Raw genomic sequence first — 18,177 nt, forward strand, 5'->3', positions numbered from 1 at the left:
CATCGGGCGACCCGTCCTGATGCCCGACCGCTACGCCGTCGACGGCGGGATGTTCTGGTTGAAGTGGAAGACGTTTTCGGGGTCCACCTCGTCCTTCACGGCTGTCAGTCGCGCGAGCTTCTCCTCGGAGTACGCGAGGCGGAGCCCGGCGACGCCGTCGTCCCCGAGCACGTTGACGTACGCTCCGCTCGCGAACCGATCCATCGTTCCGGCATAGCGGCGCGCCGCGGACATGCGCCGCTCGTCGTCGTCGGGGTCGGCCCAGCGTGCGGCGGCGACGAACTCGAACGCCGTATCGCGCTGGGAGAACGCCGTCGCCGCGTCGGCGACGTCGGCGATCGCGCCGCCGTACGCCTGGAGGCTCACGTTCGGCAGGTCGGATCCGTCCCGGGCGAGCAGCGCGTCGAGGAGCTCGTCATCGAGCGCTTGGAAGTAGTGGCCCTTCCAGTACCGTCGCAACGCGTGGCCCTCGATGTCGTCCTCGCGGATCTGGAGCTGCAGGTACGACATCGGCTCGACGATCCGGGCCGCGGGTTCCGCGACGTCGGCCAGCTCGTCGCCGAGGGCGGCGATCACCGCGTCCCCATCGTCGGGGTCGCCGACCCAGACGAGGCCGAGCGCGACATCCTGCTCCACGATGGTCGCGTTGTACGTCGCCTGTCGGGGTGCGGCGCCGCTCAGGTCCCGCCACCGCCGCATCGGCGGTCCCGCTTGGGCGACCGGGTAGTGGAACTCCGCCGAGATCGCCTGCCCGGGCTCCGGATGCAACGCGAACTCGAACTCGGTGACGACGCCGAAGTTGCCGCCGCCGCCGCGCAGCGCCCAGTACAGGTCGGGGTGCTCATCGGCGCTCGCACGCAGCGTGTCGCCGGCCGCGGTGACCACCTCGAACGAGATCACGTTGTCGCACGACAGTCCGTGCCGCCTGGCAAGCCACCCCATCCCGCCTCCGAGCGTGAGCCCGCCGACCCCGGTGTGCGACACGTTGCCGGCCGTCGTCGCGAGGCCGTGCGCCTGCGCCGCCTGATCGAGCGCCCCGAGCAGCGCGCCACCCTGGACCCGAGCGCGCCTGGTGGTTGGATCGACGGTCACGCCTCCCATCGGGCGCAGGTCGATCATCAGACCGTCGTCGGGCACGGCGTGGCCGACGATGCCGTGGCCGCCGCAGCGGATCCCCAACCCGAGGTCGTGCTCCTCGGCGAATCGCACCGCAGCCACGACATCGACGGCGTCGACGCACTGCACGATGTACCGGGGCCGCCGGTCGACCATGGCGTTCCACACGGTCCGCGCCTCGTCGTAGCCGGCCGCTCCCGGCACGAGCACCCGGCCGTTGATCGTCGCCTGAAGGTCCGCTTGCGTCATGAGTCGCCCTCTCACCCGTCGGGCCGGAAGTCGACGTCGATGCGGCAGCCTTCGCCGGCCACGCCCGAATATGCCGCTCGGGACCGCCCGTGTCAAGAACGACGTGCGCGGGGCAGGCGACGGTCGGTCAGCCGATGCGCGTGCCTACGGCGGCGACGACGGCCTCGAGCGCCTGTCCGGATGCGTCGCGCTTCGCCCCGCCGTCGGGCAGCTGCCGCGCCGTGCCGTCGGTGCCGACTGCGAGTGCGGGGGAGCGGCCCACCCAGGCGAGGTGCAGCGCATCCTCGCCCTTCAGGAACCGTTGCGAGCGTACGCCGCCCGTTGAGCGTCCCTTCGCCGGGAACTCCGCGAAAGAACTCACCTTGGCACTGCCGGGGTCGGTGCCGAGCAGCGTCTCGCCGCTCGCCGCGACCGTGACCACGACGGTGTCGTCCGCCGCATCCGCGGGAACGCTCGTGAAGTGGATGGCGTGCGCGCCGGCGCCCAGGTTGATGCCGGCCATGCCTCCGGCGGGGCATCCCTGCGGTCGAACGGATGCCGCGGCGAACCGCAGCAGTTGGGTATCGGATGCGACGAACACGAGCTCGTCGGCCTCGTCGCCCTGCACGGCGCCCACGACCTCGTCGCCGGCCTTCAGGCCGATGACCTCGAACTCGGGCTTGTTCGGGTACGCGCCCGTGGCGACGCGCTTCACGACGCCCTGCTTCGTGCCGAGCGCGATGCAGCGATCGGCGTCGAGCGAGACGATCGCGAGCACCTTCTCGTCGCGGTTCGGCAACGCGAGGTAGTCGCCCACGCGCACGCCCGCGCCGAGCTGCACCGACGTGGGCGGCAGTATCGGCAGGTCGACCGGGGTGAACCGGATGAGGCGACCGAGGCTCGTGACCGCGCCGATGTCGCTGCGGCTCGTGGTGTCGAGCGTCGAGCGGATCGCATCGTGCTTGCTGCGGCGCGCGGGCGGCGTGATGGTGGGCGGACCGTCGGGGCCGTCGGGCAGGTCGACGCGGGCGATGCGTCCGGTCGCGCTGAGGAACACGCGGCACGGGACATCCGCCACCTCGAGCGCGGCCGCCGCGGCACGCTTCGCGGTGGCTCCGGCGATCGACGGACGCGCATCGGTGAGCAGCGTGCGACGGGGAGTGCCGTAGCGCTCGGCGACCTCGGCGAGCTCGTCGGAGACGAGCGCCTCGATGCGGTGACGGCTCGCGAGCAGCGCCTCGAGCTCCTCGATCTCGACACGGAGCTTGTCACGCTCCGCCTCGAGCTCGAGGCGCGAGAACTTGGTGAGGCGACGCAGCTGCAGCTCGAGGATGTATTCCGCCTGCACGCGACTGAGGTCGAAGACCTCCATGAGCCGGGTGCGCGCGGCCGCCGCGTCGTCACTCGTGCGGATGACCTGGATGACCTCGTCGATGTCGAGGATCGCGACGAGCAGGCCCTCGACGAGGTGCAGGCGCTCCTTGCGGCGCGCGAGCCGGTACTGCGACCGGCGCGTGACGACCTCGATGCGGTGGGCGACGTAGACCTGCAGGAGCTCGCGGAGTCCGAGCGTCTGGGGTCCGCCGTCGACGAGGGCCACGTTGTTGATGTTGAACGAGTCCTCGAGGGGCGTCAGGCGGTAGAGCTGCTCGAGCACCGCCTCTGGGCTGAACCCCGTCTTGATGCCGATGACGAGGCGGAGTCCGTTCGTGCGGTCGGTCAGATCGGTGACATCCGAGATGCCGCTGATCTTCTTGGCATTCACGCCGTCCTTGATCTTCTCGATGACCTTCTCGGGGCCGACGAGATAGGGCAGCTCGGTGACCACGAGCCCGGTCTTGCGCGCGCTGATGCTCTCGACGCTCACCTTGGCGCGGGTCTTGAAGCTGCCGCGGCCCGTGGCGTATGCGTCCTTGATGCCGGCGAGACCGACGATCGTGCCGCCGGTGGGCAGGTCGGGGCCCGGCACGAACTCCATGAGCTCGTCGAGGGTCGCGTTCGGGTGGGCGAGCAAGTGGCGGGCAGCGCCCACGACCTCGATGAGGTTGTGGGGCGCCATGTTCGTGGCCATGCCGACGGCGATGCCGCTCGCGCCGTTGACGAGCAGGTTCGGGTAGGCCGACGGCAGCACGTCGGGCTGGGTCAGCTGGTTGTCGTAGTTCGGCACGAAGTCGACGACGTCCTCGTCGAGACCCTCGGTCATGGCGAGCGCGGGGGAGGCGAGCCGAGCCTCGGTGTAGCGGGGCGCGGCGGGCCCGTCGTCGAGCGAGCCGAAGTTGCCGTGGCCGTCGATGAGCGGCACTCGCAGGGTGAACGCCTGCGCCATGCGCACGAGCGCGTCGTAGATCGCGGTGTCGCCGTGCGGGTGGAGCTTGCCCATCACCTCGCCGACGACGCGCGCCGACTTCACATGACCCCGGTCGGGACGCAGGCCCATCTCGGTCATCTGGTAGAGGATGCGGCGCTGCACCGGCTTGAGGCCGTCGCGGGCGTCGGGCAGGGCCCGCGAGTAGATGACCGAGTAGGCGTACTCGAGGAACGAGCCCTGCATCTCGGTGGCGACGTCGACGTCTTCGATGCGTTCGACGATCGGCTCGTCGGCGGGCGGGTGCTTGGCTCGGGTCATCCGTGGTCTCTGGAGCGGGCGTGCGGCGCACGCGGTGGAACTGGGGCGCGCCCGGCCTGTGCCAGACTGGGCGCGATGCCTGCAATGCTACCGGTGCCTGCCGTCAGCGCTCCGAGGCTTGCCGGGGTGCTCGCCAGTTCGCTCGCGAGCCTCAGTGGGGATGGGAACGAGTTCGGCCTGCCCGCGGCATCCGGTGCGGTCGTCGTGCTCGTCGACGGCCTCGGCGCGGCGAACCTCCAGGCCCGTGCCGGCCACGCGCGCTTCCTGGCGTCGCGGATGTCGCGGCGCGACGTGATCCGCACGGTGCTGCCGTCGACGACGGCCGCCGCCCTCGCGACCTTCACGACCGGACGGATGCCGGGTGAGCACGGCCTCGTCGGCTACCGCGTGCTCGACGCGGCGCGCGACCGACTGGTCAACCAGCTGAACGGCTGGGACGCGGGGATGGTGCCCGAGACGTGGCAGCGCTCGGCCACGCTCTTCGAGGCCGCCGCCGAGCAGGGGCGTCCGAGTTTCGCGATCGGCGCGGCGCGGTACGCCGACTCGGGATACACGCGTGCGGTGCTGCGCGGTGCGGAGTACCACGTCGCCGCGTCGTTCGCCGAGCGTTTCGAGGCGGCGCGGCTGCTGCTGGAACGCGAGGCCGGCGCGCTCGTCTACCTCTACGTGCCCGAGCTCGACCAGGCCGCGCACGCGCACGGGTGGGAGTCGGATCGCTGGCTGGGCATCCTCGAGCAGCTCGACGCCGAGCTCGCCGCCTTCGAGCGCCGGATGCCGCGTGGCGCCGGACTCCTCGTCACCGCGGATCACGGGGTGATCGACGTGCCGGCGCACCGCCACGTCTTCGTCGACGCACGTCCCGACCTGCTCGACGGGGTACGCCATGTGGGCGGCGAGCCGCGCTTCCTCTCCCTGTACTTCGAGCCCGGCCTCGCCGACGCGGAGCGATCGAGGCTCGTCGCCGGCTGGCGTGCCGCGGAGGAGCACCGGGCATGGGTGCTCGACCGCGACGAGGCGATCGCCTCGGGGCTCTATGGCCCGGTGGCCGACGAGGTGCGCCCCCGCATCGGCGATGTGCTCGTCGCCGCCCGCTCCGGCGTCGCCTACTACGACCGCCGAGAGCCCAACCGGAAGCCGGAGGCGATGATCGGGCAGCACGGATCGCTGAGCGATGAGGAGACCCGGGTCCCGCTCATCCGGGCGGGCGCCTACGCGAGAGCCTGAGCGATCAGGACGGGTACTGTCCGCGCTTTACCTGCGGCTTCGGCAGGCGCAGCGGGCGGAGCTGCAGGGCGCGCATCGCCGCGTACCAGCGCACGCGCTCGGCCTTGTCCTCGCCGAACTTCGCCCTGAGCTTGCGCGTCACGAGGAAACCGACGATGACGACGTCGATCACGGCCACGAGGAAGAACGCCCACAGGGCGAGGATGCCGATCGTCTGCATCTGGGCGTTCGGGACGAGCGTGAGCAGGATGACGGCGAACATCACGGGGATGAGCACCTCGCCGATGCTGAAGCGCGCATCGACGTAGTCGCGCACGAACTTCTTCTGCGGGCCGCGATCGCGCGCGGGCAGGTAGCGGTCTTCACCGAGGGCCATGCCGACCCGCGCGCGCTCGCGGGCCTCGGCCTGCTTGGCCCGCGCCTGCTTCGCCGCCTCCTTGCGGTCGTTGGGCACGAGCGGGCGCTTGCGGGCCGCTTCCTGCTCTGCACGGCTCGGAGTGGGGGCGCCCTTGCCGACCTTCGAGGTCGACTCGGGTGCTGCGTCGTCGGCGCCGGCTTCGGGCGCGGGGGTGTTGGTCGGGTGCTTTGCCACGGGAGTCCTCGAATCGGTTGCCCTTAAGATTACCGGCATGACCCAGCCCCATCCCACCCAGTCCTCAGCTGCGCCCGCCCCCGTGACGACCGGACCGATCCACGCCGCCGTGGATGCGGGGTTCCCGGCCGCCGTCGCGGACCTCGCGCGGCTCGTGCGCATCCCATCCGTCTCATGGCCGGCGTTCGACCCCGCGCACGTCGCCGCGAGTGCAGAGGCGGTCGCCGAGCTCCTCCGCGGGACCGGGGTGTTCGAGCTCGTCGAGGTGCGACGCGCGGCAGTGGGGGACGGATCGGAGCTCGGCCAGCCCGCCGTCGTGGCGAGCCGGCACGCGCGCAACGGTCGTCCCACGGTGCTGCTCTACGCGCACCACGACGTGCAGCCGCCCGGCAAGGACGAGGACTGGGAGACGCCGCCCTTCGAGCCGACGCAGCGCGGCGACCGCCTGCACGGCCGGGGCGCCGCCGACGACAAGGCCGGCGTCATGGCGCACGTCGGCGCCATCCGCGCCTTCGCCGAGGCCGCGGGCGACTTCGACCTGGGCATCGCCGTGTTCATCGAGGGCGAGGAGGAGTGGGCGTCGCGCTCCTTCGCGAACTTCCTCCGCGAGAATCGCGACCTGCTCGCCGCCGATGCGATCGTCGTCGCCGACTCCGGCAACTGGGACGTGGAGACGCCGGCGATCACGGTCGCGCTCCGCGGTGCAGTCGCCTTCAACTTCCGCGTCGACACGCTCGCGCACGCCTCGCACTCCGGCATGTACGGCGGCGCGGTGCCCGACGCGATGCTCGCCGCCATCCGGCTCCTCGACACGCTGTGGGACGACAACGGCTCCGTCGCCGTCGAGGGCCTCCGGAGCGCCGACCTCGAGACGCCCGACTACGACGAGGCGCAGCTGCGTGCCGAGGCCGGGCTGCTCGACGGCGTGACCCCCATCGGCAACGGCACGATCCTCTCGCGCATCTGGGCGCAGCCGGCGATCACCATCACGGGCATCGACGCACCGGATGTGGCGAACGCCTCGAACACGTTGCTGCCAGGGGTCCGCGTGCGCGTGAGCGCGCGTGTCGCACCGGGACAGGATGCCGACGAGGCCTTCGCCGCGATCCGGGCGCATCTCGAAGCGCATGCGCCGTTCGGCGCCCGGCTCACCTTCGAGGAGGTCGACGCCGGCCAGCCCTTCCTCGTGGACACGAGCGGCTGGGCGGTCGCGGAGACGCGCGCCGCGATGGCCGAGGGATGGGGCCGCGACCCCGTTGAGATCGGCGTCGGCGGGTCGATCCCGTTCATCGCCGAACTCGTCGAGGAGTTCCCTGACGCGCAGATCCTCGTGACGGGAGTGGAGGATCCCGACTCCCGCCCCCACAGCCCGAACGAGTCCCTGCACCTCGGCGTGTTCAAGCGCGCCCTGCTCAGCGAAGCCCTCTTCCTGGCCCGGCTCGACGCGCGCGTGACCTCGTCGTGACCCCTGAGACGACTTCCTGAGCAACGACCGGACGCGTACTCCGTTTCCGCGGTTACCATGGAGGGAGGGTTTCCGCGTTCCCTGACGCACCGAGGAGAGACATGAGCGACACGATCACCGAGACCGCGCACGGCGTGAAGCTGAGCGAACCCGCCGCCGACAAGGTGCGCAACCTCCTCGAACAGGAGGGGCGCGACGACCTGCGACTGCGGGTCGCGGTGCAGCCCGGCGGATGCTCCGGCCTCATCTACCAGCTCTACTTCGACGAGCGGCTGCTCGACGGTGACGCGGTCGTCGACTTCTCGGGCGTCGAGGTCGTGGTCGACAAGATGAGCGTGCCGTACCTCGACGGTGCGTCGATCGACTTCGAGGACACCATCCAGAAGCAGGGCTTCACGATCGACAACCCGAACGCGCAGGGCAGCTGCGCCTGCGGCGACTCGTTCCACTGACCGGGGCCCACCCGAAACTCCCCGAAGGGAGGCCGCGCAGGCGGCCTCCCTTCGGCGTTTCCGCCGGTGCGGCGCGGAATCCGTGCGAGCACCCGCCCGACACCGACTGCCGGTGCACACCCGGGCGGCGGAGTCGGAGTAGGCTAGGCATCGATCACCGCGCTTCGCTGTGAAGCGCCTTCGAGTCTCCCGAAAGGTCACCGGTGCGCCATAATCGCCGTCTCCGATGGGCTGCAATCCCGATCGCAGCGTCGCTCAGCCTCGTCCTCGCAGGATGCACGCAGGCCCAGCTGAACGGATACCTTCCGGGGTTCGAGGAGGGGGAGCCCCCAGTCACCAACCACACGGAACTCGTGTCGGGTCTGTGGGTCACGTCGTGGATCGTGCTGCTCATCGTCGGCCTCATCACCTGGGGCCTCACGATCTGGGCCGTCATCGCCTACCGCCGGCGCAAGGGCCAGACCGGCCTGCCCGTGCAGCTGCGTTACAACATGCCGATCGAGGTCTTCTACACGATCGTGCCGCTCATCCTCGTGCTCGGCTTCTTCGCCTTCACGGCGCGCGACCAGCAGGTGATCGAGCAGCGCTTCGCCGAGGACGAGATCGACGTCAAGGTCGAGGTCATCGCCAAGCAGTGGGCCTGGGACTTCAACTACGTCAACGAAGACGTCTACTCGCCCGGCATCCAGGGCCAGCTCGCCGACGAGGGTCCGCAGGGCTCGCTCGTGCAGTCGGAGCTCCCGACGCTCTACCTTCCCGTCGGCAAGAACGTCGAGATCGAACTCAATTCACGTGACGTCATCCACTCGTTCTGGGTCGTCGACTTCCTCTACAAGAAGGACATCTTCCCGGGCAAGACGAACTACATGTCGTTCGTTCCCGAGCGCGAGGGCACCTACGCGGGCAAGTGCGCCGAGCTCTGCGGCGAGTACCACTCGCTCATGCTCTTCAACGTCGAGGTCGTCTCCGAGGCCGAGTACGAGGAGTACATCGACTCGCTTCGCGACCTCGGCCAGGAGGGCCAGCTCTCGAACGAGTACGACCGCCGCCAGAACCTGCCCGGTACGGGCGAGCCCGAGCTGAAAGAGGAAGAGTAAGCCGCGATGAGCACCATGACCGCACCGGCTCGTCCCGCGAGCACCTCGCCGTTCGGCACTCGCAAGGTCGAGCGCAAGGGCAACGTCCTGGTCCGGTGGATCACCTCCACCGACCACAAGGTCATCGGGTACCTCTACCTGATCACCTCGTTCATCTACTTCGCCATCGGCGGCGTGATGGCCCTCATCATCCGCGCGCAGCTGTTCCAGCCCGGCCTCGAGATCGTCCAGACCCGGGAGCAGTACAACCAGCTGTTCACCATGCACGGCACGATCATGCTGCTGATGTTCGCGACGCCGCTCTTCGCGGGCTTCGCGAACGTGCTGATGCCGCTGCAGATCGGTGCGCCCGATGTCGCATTCCCGCGCCTCAACGCGTTCGCGTACTGGCTGTTCAACTTCGGTTCGCTGATGGCGGTGGCCGGCTTCTTCACGCCGCAGGGTGCCGCATCCTTCGGCTGGTTCGCCTACCAGCCGCTCGCGTCGACGACCTTCTCGCCGGGGATCGGAGGCAACCTCTGGATGCTCGGCCTCGGCCTCTCGGGCTTCGGCACGATCCTCGGCGCGGTGAACTTCATCACCACGATCATCACGATGCGCGCGCCGGGCATGACGATGTTCCGCATGCCGATCTTCACGTGGAACACGCTCATCACGTCGATCATGATCCTGATGGCATTCCCCGTGCTCGCCGCCGCGCTCCTCGCAGGCGGCGCCGATCGCATCTTCGGGGCGCACATCTACAACCCGGCCAATGGCGGGGTCCTCCTGTGGCAGCACCTGTTCTGGTTCTTCGGGCACCCCGAGGTGTACATCATCGCGCTGCCGTTCTTCGGCATCGTGTCCGAGATCTTCCCGGTCTTCAGCCGCAAGCCGATCTTCGGCTACAAGACGCTCATCTATGCGACGATCACGATCGCCGCCCTCTCGATGACCGTCTGGGCGCACCACATGTACGTGACCGGATCCGTTCTCCTTCCGTTCTTCGCGCTGATGACGATGCTCATCGCGGTGCCGACGGGCGTGAAGATCTTCAACTGGATCGGCACGATGTGGCGCGGCTCCATCACGTTCGAGACGCCGCTCGTGTGGGCGATCGGCTTCCTCATCACGTTCGTGTTCGGTGGTCTCACCGGCGTGATCCTCGCGTCTCCGCCGCTCGACTTCCACGTCTCCGACACGTACTTCGTGGTCGCGCACTTCCACTATGTCGTGTTCGGCACGGTCGTGTTCGCGATGTTCGCGGGCTTCTACTTCTGGTGGCCGAAGTGGACCGGCAAGATGCTGAACGAGTCGCTCGGCAAGTGGCACTTCTGGCTGCTCTTCATCGGCTTCCACACGACGTTCCTCATCCAGCACTGGCTCGGCGTCGTCGCGATGCCACGTCGGTACTACTCGTACCTGCCCGAGGACAACATCACCTGGATGAACCAGCTCTCGACGATCGGTGCGGGCATCCTCGCGGTGTCGATGATCCCGTTCCTCCTGAACGTCTACATCACTGCGCGCCGTGCGCCGAAGGTGACCGTCAACGACCCGTGGGGCTACGGACGATCGCTCGAGTGGGCGACGAGCTGCCCGCCGCCGCGCCACAACTTCACGTCGATCCCGCGCATCCGTTCGGAGGCGCCGGCGTTCGACCTCAACCACCCCGAGGCGGGCATCCCCGTGGGCATCGGCCCGGCGAAGGACGCCCCGCAGGCTCCGGTCTACGACGCGGCGACGAAGGGAGTCAAGTAAATGCGCGCCAATGCCATCCTCTTCTGGATCCTCGCCGTCTTCTTCGCCCTCACGGCGGCGATCTACGTCGTGTGGTCGATCGCCGCGTACGGCACTCCTGAGCCGGCTGGTACCGTCGCCCTCACGCTCAGCGGCGTCCTCGGCGCATTCATCGCCTTCTACCTCGGACGAGTGCGCAGTGCGCAGGGCGCCGAACTCCCTGAGGACCGGCTCGACGCCAACATCGACGACGGTGACGCGGAGCTCGGCTTCTTCAGCCCCTGGAGCTGGTGGCCCATCATCATGGCAGGCGGGGCCGCCCTCGCGTTCCTCGGGCTCGCCATCGGCTTCTGGATCTCGTTCCTCGCGATCCCGATCGTGGTGATCGCGCTGGTCGGGTGGGTATTGGAGTACTACCGCGGCAACTTCGCGCGATAGCGAACGAATCCCTCCATCTCGACGAAGCCCCGGTGCATTGCGCCGGGGCTTCGCGCATCGCACGCGCGCCGATCGGTGCCGCCCGGATCAACCGCGCACCGCGCCGACGACACACCACGACAGGCCGCGATGGCGATACCGGAGTTCGAAGCCGTGTCGGCGAACGACGTCGGCCATCGCGTCGGGCGAGTGGACGAATCCCCGATAGGCGCGCCCCGAGAGCCGGCCCATGAGGTTGCCGAGACCGACCATCGCACGAGTCCGAATCGTCCGCGGCGGATGGGTGAAGACGACGGTGCGAAGAGCCCGATCGGCTGCGGCCCCGAGCAGTCGCTCGTACTCCGGGTAGCAGCACACCACTCGATGCAGCACGACGACGTCGGCCCGGTCGACCGCCTCGGGAGACGTCGCGAGATCCACGCCGAGGATCCTGGTGACGCGGTCTCCGACCCCTGCCTCGTCGATCAGTCGTCCCGCATCCGCCTCGTACGCGCCGGAGAGTTCGAGGTTGGTCGTGCGCGCCGCTCCTCGAGCGAGCAACTCCAGTTGGATCTCACCGATGCCACCGCCCACCTCGAGCACCGAGGCGTCTTCGATGCCGGTCGAGGAGAGGAACCCCACGAGCCGCCGTTCCGTCGGTGTGAGCCCCTTCCGGCGATACCGACGCGCGGCCTTCCCGGCGAATCGCGCGTCGAAGACCTCCTCGTACCCCTCCGGGCTCTGCGCGCCGCAGCACTCGTCCATGCCATCAGTATGGAGCCGATGGGTCGGTTTGTCCCGACGACGGGGCCTGAGACTGGCCCTCACGTCCGCGGGCGACCGGCTCATGCCGGAGACCAAGGTGAGCGTGCGAAGACCAGGAGGTCCACCGCGATCGTGACGCCGATGAGGTCATCGTTCGATCCGGTGACTGGCGACAGGCTGGCCGCGTGGTGAGCCGACGGGCCCATGCCAGCGAGGAGACTGCGGGTCGCAGCATCCGTCTCGAGGGCATACTCGATCGACGTCTTCGACTTCAGCTCGAAACCGGACTCGCCGAGTTGCTCGGCAACTCGGTCGGCCTTGCCTGGGGGGACATCCAGGAGCGCTCCACTTCGCCGAAGCTCGTGCAGGTGCTCGGCGGCCGGGACGACGACGACGAGTCGGCCGTTCGGCCTGAGGACGCGAGCGAACTCGACACCGTTGCGCGGCGCGAAGACGTTGAGGGCGACGTCGACGACGCCGTCGCGAATCGGAAGGGGGCGCCAGAGATCGAGCACGACCCCGGTCGCGCCGGGGAGGGCGCGCAGGCTCATTCGCACTGCGTCGGGCGATCGATCGGCAAGGAGGAACGCAGCTCCGGGCACTGCTCGAGCGAGCGTCGCCGAGTAGTAGCCGGTTCCGCAGCCGAGGTCGGCGATGCGCAGCGGCGCTCCGGACGCGCTCGGAGGCACGGCCGCGGCGACGTCGGCGATCGCTGCAGCGATCGGGGCGTAGGCACCCCCGTCGAGCAGGGACGAGCGAGCCGCGAGCATCCCGCGATCGTCGCCCTTCGTCGTCGGCGCCTTCGGAGGCAGCAGCGTGACGAAGCCGTGCTTCGAGAGGTCGAACCGGTGACCGGCACCGCAGCCGAGCACGCGCGCGTCGACGGCCTCAAGCGGCAGGAAGCAGTTCGGGCACCGGAGCCATGTCGTGTCGATCGACATGGAACCGGTGCCCGAATCGGTGAGCGGGAAGGCTCAGTGCTGCTCGGACTGCGTGACCTCGTGATGCGTCGAGTGCGATGCCTCGAGCTCGCCCCTGGTCACCGGCGCGATCCGGTCCTCGAAGAACCAGCGTGAGAAGCCCGCACGGAGCTGCTGGCCGAACGTGATCTTGCCGCGGGCGTTGGGGCGCAGCATGAGCGGCGCGTACGACTCGTAGCTCACGAGCCTCCAGCGGTCGAACTCGTCGAGGGGCTGGTGCACCTCGATGAACTCACCGCCCGGGAGCTTCACGATGCGGCCGGACTCGTAACCGTGCAGCACGATCTCGCGATCCTTCTTCTCCAGCGCGATGCAGACGCGCTTGGCGAGGAAGTACGCGATGAACGGCCCGATGATGACCACGGCCTGGAGCGCGTGGATCACGCCCTCCATCGTGAGCGAGAAGTGCGTCGCGAGGATGTCCGAGCTCGCCGCGGCCCACAGGCCCGCGTAGAACGTGACCCCGGCCGCACCGATGGCGGTGCGGGTCGGCGCGTTGCGCGGACGATCGGCGATGTGGTGCTCGCGCTTGTCGCCCTTCACCCACGCCTCGATGAACGGGTAGCTGACCACGAGCACCAGGAAGAGGCCGATGCCGATGAGCGGCACCAGGATGTTGAACGACCATGTGCGGTCGAGCCATACGAACTCCCAACCCGGCGGGATCAGGCGCAGGGCACCGTCGGCGAAGCCGATGTACCAGTCGGGCTGCGTACCGGCCGACACCGGAGACGGGTCGTACGGTCCGTAGTTCCAGATCGGGTTGATCGTGAAGAGCGCCGCGATGAGGGAGATGACGCCGAAGATGATGAACATGAAGCCGCCGGCCTTCGCCGCGTAGATCGGCAGGATGGGCGGGCCGACCGAGTTCGTGGGCTGGCGTCCAGGACCGGCGAACTGCGTGTGCTTGTGGATGAACACGTACCCCACGTGGATCGCGACGAGGGCGACCACGAGCGCCGGCAGCAGCAGGATGTGCAGCGTGTAGAGGCGGCCGACGATGGCCGTGCCCGGGAACTCCCCGCCGAACAGCAGGAAGGAGGTCCACGTTCCGATCACCGGCATGCCCTTGACCATGCCGTCGATGATGCGGAGGCCGTTGCCCGACAGCAGGTCGTCGGGGAGCGAGTACCCGGTGAAGCCCTCCGCCATCGCGAGGACGAACAGCGTGAAGCCGAACACCCAGTTGATCTCGCGGGGCTTGCGGAACGCGCCGGTGAAGAACACCCGGAGCATGTGCAGGCCGATGGCGGCCACGAACAGCAGGGCGGCCCAGTGGTGCATCTGGCGAATGAAGAGCCCACCGCGGATGTCGAACGAGATGTCGAGCGTCGATGCCATGGCGACCGACATCTCCACGCCCTTGAGGGGAACGTAGGAGCCGTCGTAGTGCACCTCGGCCTGGGAGGCCTGGAAGAAGAACGTCAGGAACGTTCCCGAGAGCAGGACCAGGACGAAGCTGAAGAGCGCCACCTCGCCGAGCAGGAACGACCAGTGGTCGGGGAACGCCTTGCGTCCGAGACCCTTGATCGCGACGGCGAGACCGGTGCGGTCATTCAGGTAGTCCGACGCCGCCGCCGTGAACGTGCGCTTGGCGGGCGCGGATGGTCGTGTCGGTGCGGTGGTCAATTTCGCTCCCAGAAGCTCGGGCCGACGGGTTCGGTGAAGTCGCTCTGCGCGATGAGGTAGCCCTCGTCGTCGACGGCGATCGGCAGCTGCGGCAGCGGTCGCTTGGCCGGGCCGAAGATGACCTCGCAGTTGTTCGACACGTCGAACTGCGACTGGTGGCAGGGGCAGAGCAGGTGGTGCGTGTGCTGCTCGTAGAGGGCGACGGGGCATCCGACGTGCGTGCAGATCTTCGAGTAGGCCACGATGCCGTCATACGCCCACGACTCACGGCCTGGCGCCGGGTTGAGCTCGCTCGGCTCGAGGCGCATGAGGAGCACGGCGGCCTTCGCCTTCTCCTCGAGCCTGCCCTGCTCGAGCTCGGCCAGACCTTCTGGGATCACGTGGAACGCGCTGCCGATCGTGACATCCGAAGCCCTGATCGGCACGCCCGACGGGTCGAGAGTGAGGCGCGTGCCCTTCGCCCACATGGTGTGGCTGAGGAGCTCGACGGGAAGCTGGTCTTGAGGAGCGAGACCGCGGAACAGCACGACGGCCGGAATCGGAAGCGCGAGGAGCGCTGCGATGAGGCTGTTGCGGATGACCGAGCGCCGAGTGAACCCCGATTCCTCGTCGGCCTCGCGGAAGACCTCGACGGCGCCCTGCTTGGTCGCCTCCGTGCCCCCGATGGGGTGGCGGATGTCGATGGACTCGGGGGAGGTCATGAGCGACTTGCCCCAGTGCACGGCGCCGAAGCCGATGCCGAGCAGCGCGAGCGTCACCCCGAAGCCGATGAACATGTTGTTCAGGCGGACGGCACCGACGTCATTCCCCTCGATCGGGAAGAGCATGTACGCGGCGATCGCCCACACGCTCCCGAGGATCGAGAGGTAGAAGAGGGTGTAGACCGTGCGCTGGGCGCGCTTCTCGCGCTTGGGGTCCTCGTCGGTGACGCGAGGACGGTGCGGCTCGAAGCCGGGATTCGTGAAGCCGTCGTGGGGAATGACCGCTGTGCCGGTCGAGCCGGCGAATTCCTGCTCGGCGTGCGACGAGTCGGCAGCGGCGAGCTCAGTGCCGCTGTGGTCGTCCTGTGCCATGGTTCTCCTCTTTCAGGTACTTCGGTGCGGGGCGTGCGCTAATTGGACTTCGCCGTGATCCATATGGTGACCGCGACGATCGCGCCGAGACCGAAGATCCAGATGAACAGGCCCTCCGCTACGGGTCCGAGCGAGCCGAGCTCGAAACCGCCGGGCGAGCGGTTGTCCTGCACGTACTTGAGGTACGTGATGATGTCGCGCTTGTCCTCGGGAGAGATGTTCAGGTCGTTGAACACCGGCATGTTCTGCGGACCGGTGACCATTGCCTCGTAGGCGTGCACGCCCGAGACATTCGTGAGCGGAGGAGCGAACTTGCCCTCGGTGAGTGCGCCGCCGGCGCCCGCCACGTTGTGGCACATTGCGCAGTTGATGCGGAACAACTCGGCGCCGTTCGCTGCGTCGCCGCCGCCGTTGACCAGGTGGTCGGCGGGGATGTCTGGGCCGGGGCCGAGCGAGGCGACGTAGTAGGCGAGCTGCTTGACCTGCTCGTCGGTGAACTGCGGCGGCTTCTGCTGTGCCTGCGGACCCTGCATCTGCATCGGCATGCGGCCGGTGCCGACCTGGAAGTCCACGGCGGCCGCGCCGACGCCGATGAGGCCCGGCCCGTTCGCGGTGCCCTGCGCCTCGAGACCGTGACAGGTGGCGCAGTTGGCCTGGAAGAGCTTCTTGCCCTCCTCGATCGTCTCCTGCGACGTGGGCTTCGCCTCGGCCTGCGCCGCGGTGCCGCTGCTGATCGCCGCGTACGCGCCGCCGGTGAAGACGAGGCCGAGCGCGAGGAGCGCGACGGTGGCGAGCGGGTGCCGGCGACCGGTGCGTCGCTTCGAGCGGTTCATTGAGTTCTTCCTGTTCGCAGGCATGCTGTTCGTGGCGCTCCTGGTGCGACTATTTGAGGACGTAGATGACGAGGAACAGGCCGATCCAGACGACGTCGACGAAGTGCCAGTAGTACGAGACGACGATGGCGCTGGTCGCCTCGCGGTGGCCGAAGTTCTTCACCGAGAAGACGCGGCCGATGACGAGGAGGAACGCGATCAGGCCGCCCGTGACGTGCAGGCCGTGGAAGCCGGTGGTGAGGTAGAACGCGGACCCGTAGGAGTTGGAGTCGATGGCGATGCCCTCGGAGACGAGCGTGGCGTACTCCCAGATCTGGCCGGCGACGAAGATGGCACCCAATGCGTACGTGAGGAAGAACCACTCGGTCATGCCCCACTGCGTCGGCTTCCAGCCGGTCGCGTACGGCTGGAGTCGCTCCGCCGCGAACACGCCGAACTGGCAGGTGAACGACGATGAGACGAGGATGATCGTGTTCGTCAGCGAGTACGGGAAGTTCAGGCGATCCGCCTCGAATTCCCAGAGGGCGGGCGACGTCGACCGCAGCGTGAAGTAGATCGCGAAGAGCCCCGCGAAGAACATGACCTCGCTGCCGAGCCACACGATCGTGCCCACTGCAACGGTGTTGGGGCGCTTGATCACGGGCGCGGTCGCCTGATAAGTGATTGAGGTGCTCGTCACGCTCCCCATTATGGCTGAAATCAAGCCTGAGTTTTCGTCAACCGGGGGAGTCGTTTCGACGTCGAACGGTTAGGGAAGCCTAACTTCTCATGGGTTTGCGCCGTGAATCCGCCCTGAAACCGCTCGATAGGATCGACGCATGCCCGCCCAACAGAACTGGCCGAACATCATCTCCGCGCTGCTCGACGGCGAGGACCTGAGCGTGTCGGATGCGGCGTGGTGCATGGAGCAGGTCATGACGGGCACCGCGACGTCTGCGCAGCTCGCCGGCTTCCTGATCGCGCTGCGCGTGAAGGGGGAGACCGTCGACGAGATCGTCGGGTTCCGCGACGCCGTGCTGGAGCATGCGGTGCCGCTGCAGGTCGACCCGATGGCGCTCGACATCGTGGGCACGGGCGGCGACCGGTTCGGCACGGTGAACGTGTCGACGATGGCCTCCATCGTGGCCGCGGCATCGGGTGTTCCCGTGATCAAGCACGGCAACCGCGCCGCGAGCTCGTCGTCGGGCTCGTCCGACGTGCTCGCCGCGCTGGGCCTCGACCTCTCGCTGCCTGCCGATCGGGTGGCCGAGGTGCTCGGCGAGACCGGCATCACGTTCGCGTTCGCCGCGGCGTTTCATCCCGGCTTCAAGCACGCCGGTCCGGTGCGTGCCGAGCTCGGCGTTCCGACGGTCTTCAACTTCCTCGGGCCGCTCTGCAACCCCGCCCGCCCCGAGGCGTCGGCGGTGGGGGTCGCGCACCTCGACCGGGTGCCGCTCATCGTCGGCGTGTTCCAGACTCGCGGCGCGACCGCCCTCGTGTTCCGCGGCGACGACGGGCTCGACGAGCTCACGACGACGGGCCACAGCCACATGTGGGAGGTCTCCCGCGGCACGGTCAAGGAGCATGACCTCGATCCGCGGGAGCTCGGCATCCAGCGCGCGAGCATCGAAGACCTGGTCGGCGGCGATGCGGCCCACAACGCCGAGATCGTGCACCGGGTCTTCGCAGGGGAACGGGGACCGGTCCGCGACATCGTCGTGCTGAACGCGGCCGCCGGGCTCGTGGCGTTCGAGCTCGCGAAGGACCCGAGCCAGTTCCAGCGGGCGATCCTCGACCGGTTCCGCGACAAGATGGCGGTCGCCGAGGAGGCGATCGACAGCGGTGCGGTAGCGCGCAAGCTCGATCAGTGGATCGCCGCGACGAAGGTGTGAGCGTGGCATCCGTCTGATCGCCGGACCACGACGAAGTGGCCCCGCGGATGCCGCGGGGCCCTTCGTGTCACTCGTGCGACGCCCTCGGCG

16 protein-coding genes are annotated in these 18,177 nt (G+C 68.6%); 7 read left to right on the forward strand and 9 right to left on the reverse strand.

The features are described from left to right. Nucleotides 1-30: 30 nt before the first annotated feature. Together ASG80_RS13810 and ASG80_RS13815 are read right to left on the reverse strand one after the other, a co-directional pair. Nucleotides 31-1,365, reverse strand: a complete 1,335-nt coding sequence (locus ASG80_RS13810) for an FAD-binding oxidoreductase (protein ID WP_056731657.1) — start codon at nt 1,363-1,365, stop codon at nt 31-33. 127 nt (nt 1,366-1,492) lie between these two features. Then, on the reverse strand, nt 1,493-3,970 hold the full coding sequence (locus tag ASG80_RS13815; protein WP_056731659.1) for a DNA topoisomerase (ATP-hydrolyzing) subunit A: 2,478 nt from the start codon (nt 3,968-3,970) through the stop codon (nt 1,493-1,495). A gap of 75 nt (nt 3,971-4,045) precedes the next feature. Here ASG80_RS13815 and ASG80_RS13820 point away from each other — a divergent pair, with 75 nt between their 5' ends. Beyond that, a complete protein-coding gene (locus ASG80_RS13820; RefSeq protein WP_056731661.1) occupies nt 4,046-5,194 on the forward strand; it encodes an alkaline phosphatase family protein in 1,149 nt (382 codons plus the stop codon). Nucleotides 5,195-5,198: 4 nt separating this feature from the next. On the opposite strand, the gene ASG80_RS13825 is transcribed toward ASG80_RS13820, so the two are convergent. Beyond that, the gene (locus ASG80_RS13825; protein ID WP_056731663.1) at nt 5,199-5,786 is read right to left on the reverse strand and encodes a DUF3043 domain-containing protein; all 588 of its coding nucleotides are present in this window, start codon (nt 5,784-5,786) and stop codon (nt 5,199-5,201) included. A gap of 37 nt (nt 5,787-5,823) precedes the next feature. On the opposite strand from ASG80_RS13825, the gene ASG80_RS13830 reads away from it, so the two are divergent. The 5 genes from ASG80_RS13830 to ASG80_RS13850 all read left to right on the forward strand — a co-directional run bounded on the left by ASG80_RS13830 (nt 5,824) and on the right by ASG80_RS13850 (nt 10,957). Further along, nucleotides 5,824-7,251 (forward strand): dipeptidase, encoded by a 1,428-nt coding sequence (locus tag ASG80_RS13830; protein ID WP_056731664.1) that lies wholly within the window; start codon nt 5,824-5,826, stop codon nt 7,249-7,251. Nucleotides 7,252-7,352: 101 nt separating this feature from the next. Then, nucleotides 7,353-7,703: an iron-sulfur cluster insertion protein ErpA gene (gene erpA, locus ASG80_RS13835; protein WP_056731666.1), complete on the forward strand. Its 351-nt coding sequence runs from the start codon at nt 7,353-7,355 to the stop codon at nt 7,701-7,703. Nucleotides 7,704-7,906: 203 nt separating this feature from the next. Continuing rightward, a complete protein-coding gene (gene coxB / locus ASG80_RS13840; RefSeq protein ID WP_056731668.1) occupies nt 7,907-8,800 on the forward strand; it encodes a cytochrome c oxidase subunit II in 894 nt (297 codons plus the stop codon). Nucleotides 8,801-8,815: 15 nt separating this feature from the next. Further along, a complete protein-coding gene (gene ctaD / locus ASG80_RS13845; protein WP_156401872.1) occupies nt 8,816-10,540 on the forward strand; it encodes a cytochrome c oxidase subunit I in 1,725 nt (574 codons plus the stop codon). Next, nucleotides 10,541-10,957: a cytochrome c oxidase subunit 4 gene (locus ASG80_RS13850; protein ID WP_056731673.1), complete on the forward strand. Its 417-nt coding sequence runs from the start codon at nt 10,541-10,543 to the stop codon at nt 10,955-10,957. Between the two features lie 87 nt (nt 10,958-11,044). On the opposite strand, the gene ASG80_RS13855 is transcribed toward ASG80_RS13850, so the two are convergent. The 6 genes from ASG80_RS13855 to ASG80_RS13880 form a co-directional block, all read right to left on the reverse strand. Further along, nucleotides 11,045-11,701: a hypothetical protein gene (locus ASG80_RS13855; protein ID WP_056731675.1), complete on the reverse strand. Its 657-nt coding sequence runs from the start codon at nt 11,699-11,701 to the stop codon at nt 11,045-11,047. Between the two features lie 80 nt (nt 11,702-11,781). Beyond that, nucleotides 11,782-12,642 (reverse strand): putative RNA methyltransferase, encoded by an 861-nt coding sequence (locus ASG80_RS13860; RefSeq protein WP_056731676.1) that lies wholly within the window; start codon nt 12,640-12,642, stop codon nt 11,782-11,784. Nucleotides 12,643-12,675: 33 nt separating this feature from the next. Then, nucleotides 12,676-14,310, reverse strand: a complete 1,635-nt coding sequence (locus ASG80_RS13865) for a cytochrome bc complex cytochrome b subunit (protein ID WP_056731678.1) — start codon at nt 14,308-14,310, stop codon at nt 12,676-12,678. Next, entirely contained in the window at nt 14,307-15,383 is a 1,077-nt protein-coding gene (locus ASG80_RS23620; protein ID WP_056731681.1) for a ubiquinol-cytochrome c reductase iron-sulfur subunit, read from the reverse strand. The genes ASG80_RS13865 and ASG80_RS23620 overlap by 4 nt, the downstream gene beginning before the upstream one ends. A gap of 38 nt (nt 15,384-15,421) precedes the next feature. Beyond that, entirely contained in the window at nt 15,422-16,216 is a 795-nt protein-coding gene (locus tag ASG80_RS13875; RefSeq protein ID WP_056731683.1) for a c-type cytochrome, read from the reverse strand. A gap of 49 nt (nt 16,217-16,265) precedes the next feature. Further along, entirely contained in the window at nt 16,266-16,904 is a 639-nt protein-coding gene (locus ASG80_RS13880; RefSeq protein ID WP_056731685.1) for a heme-copper oxidase subunit III, read from the reverse strand. A 130-nt stretch (nt 16,905-17,034) separates the two neighbouring features. Here ASG80_RS13880 and trpD point away from each other — a divergent pair, with 130 nt between their 5' ends. After that, nucleotides 17,035-18,087 carry an anthranilate phosphoribosyltransferase gene (gene trpD / locus ASG80_RS13885; protein WP_056731687.1) on the forward strand — a complete coding sequence of 351 codons (1,053 nt, stop codon included), beginning with the start codon at nt 17,035-17,037 and terminating at the stop codon, nt 18,085-18,087. Nucleotides 18,088-18,177 lie beyond the last annotated feature (90 nt).

It is taken from the genome of Agromyces sp. Soil535 (assembly GCF_001428255.1).
Classification (GTDB): Bacteria; Actinomycetota; Actinomycetes; order Actinomycetales; family Microbacteriaceae; genus Agromyces.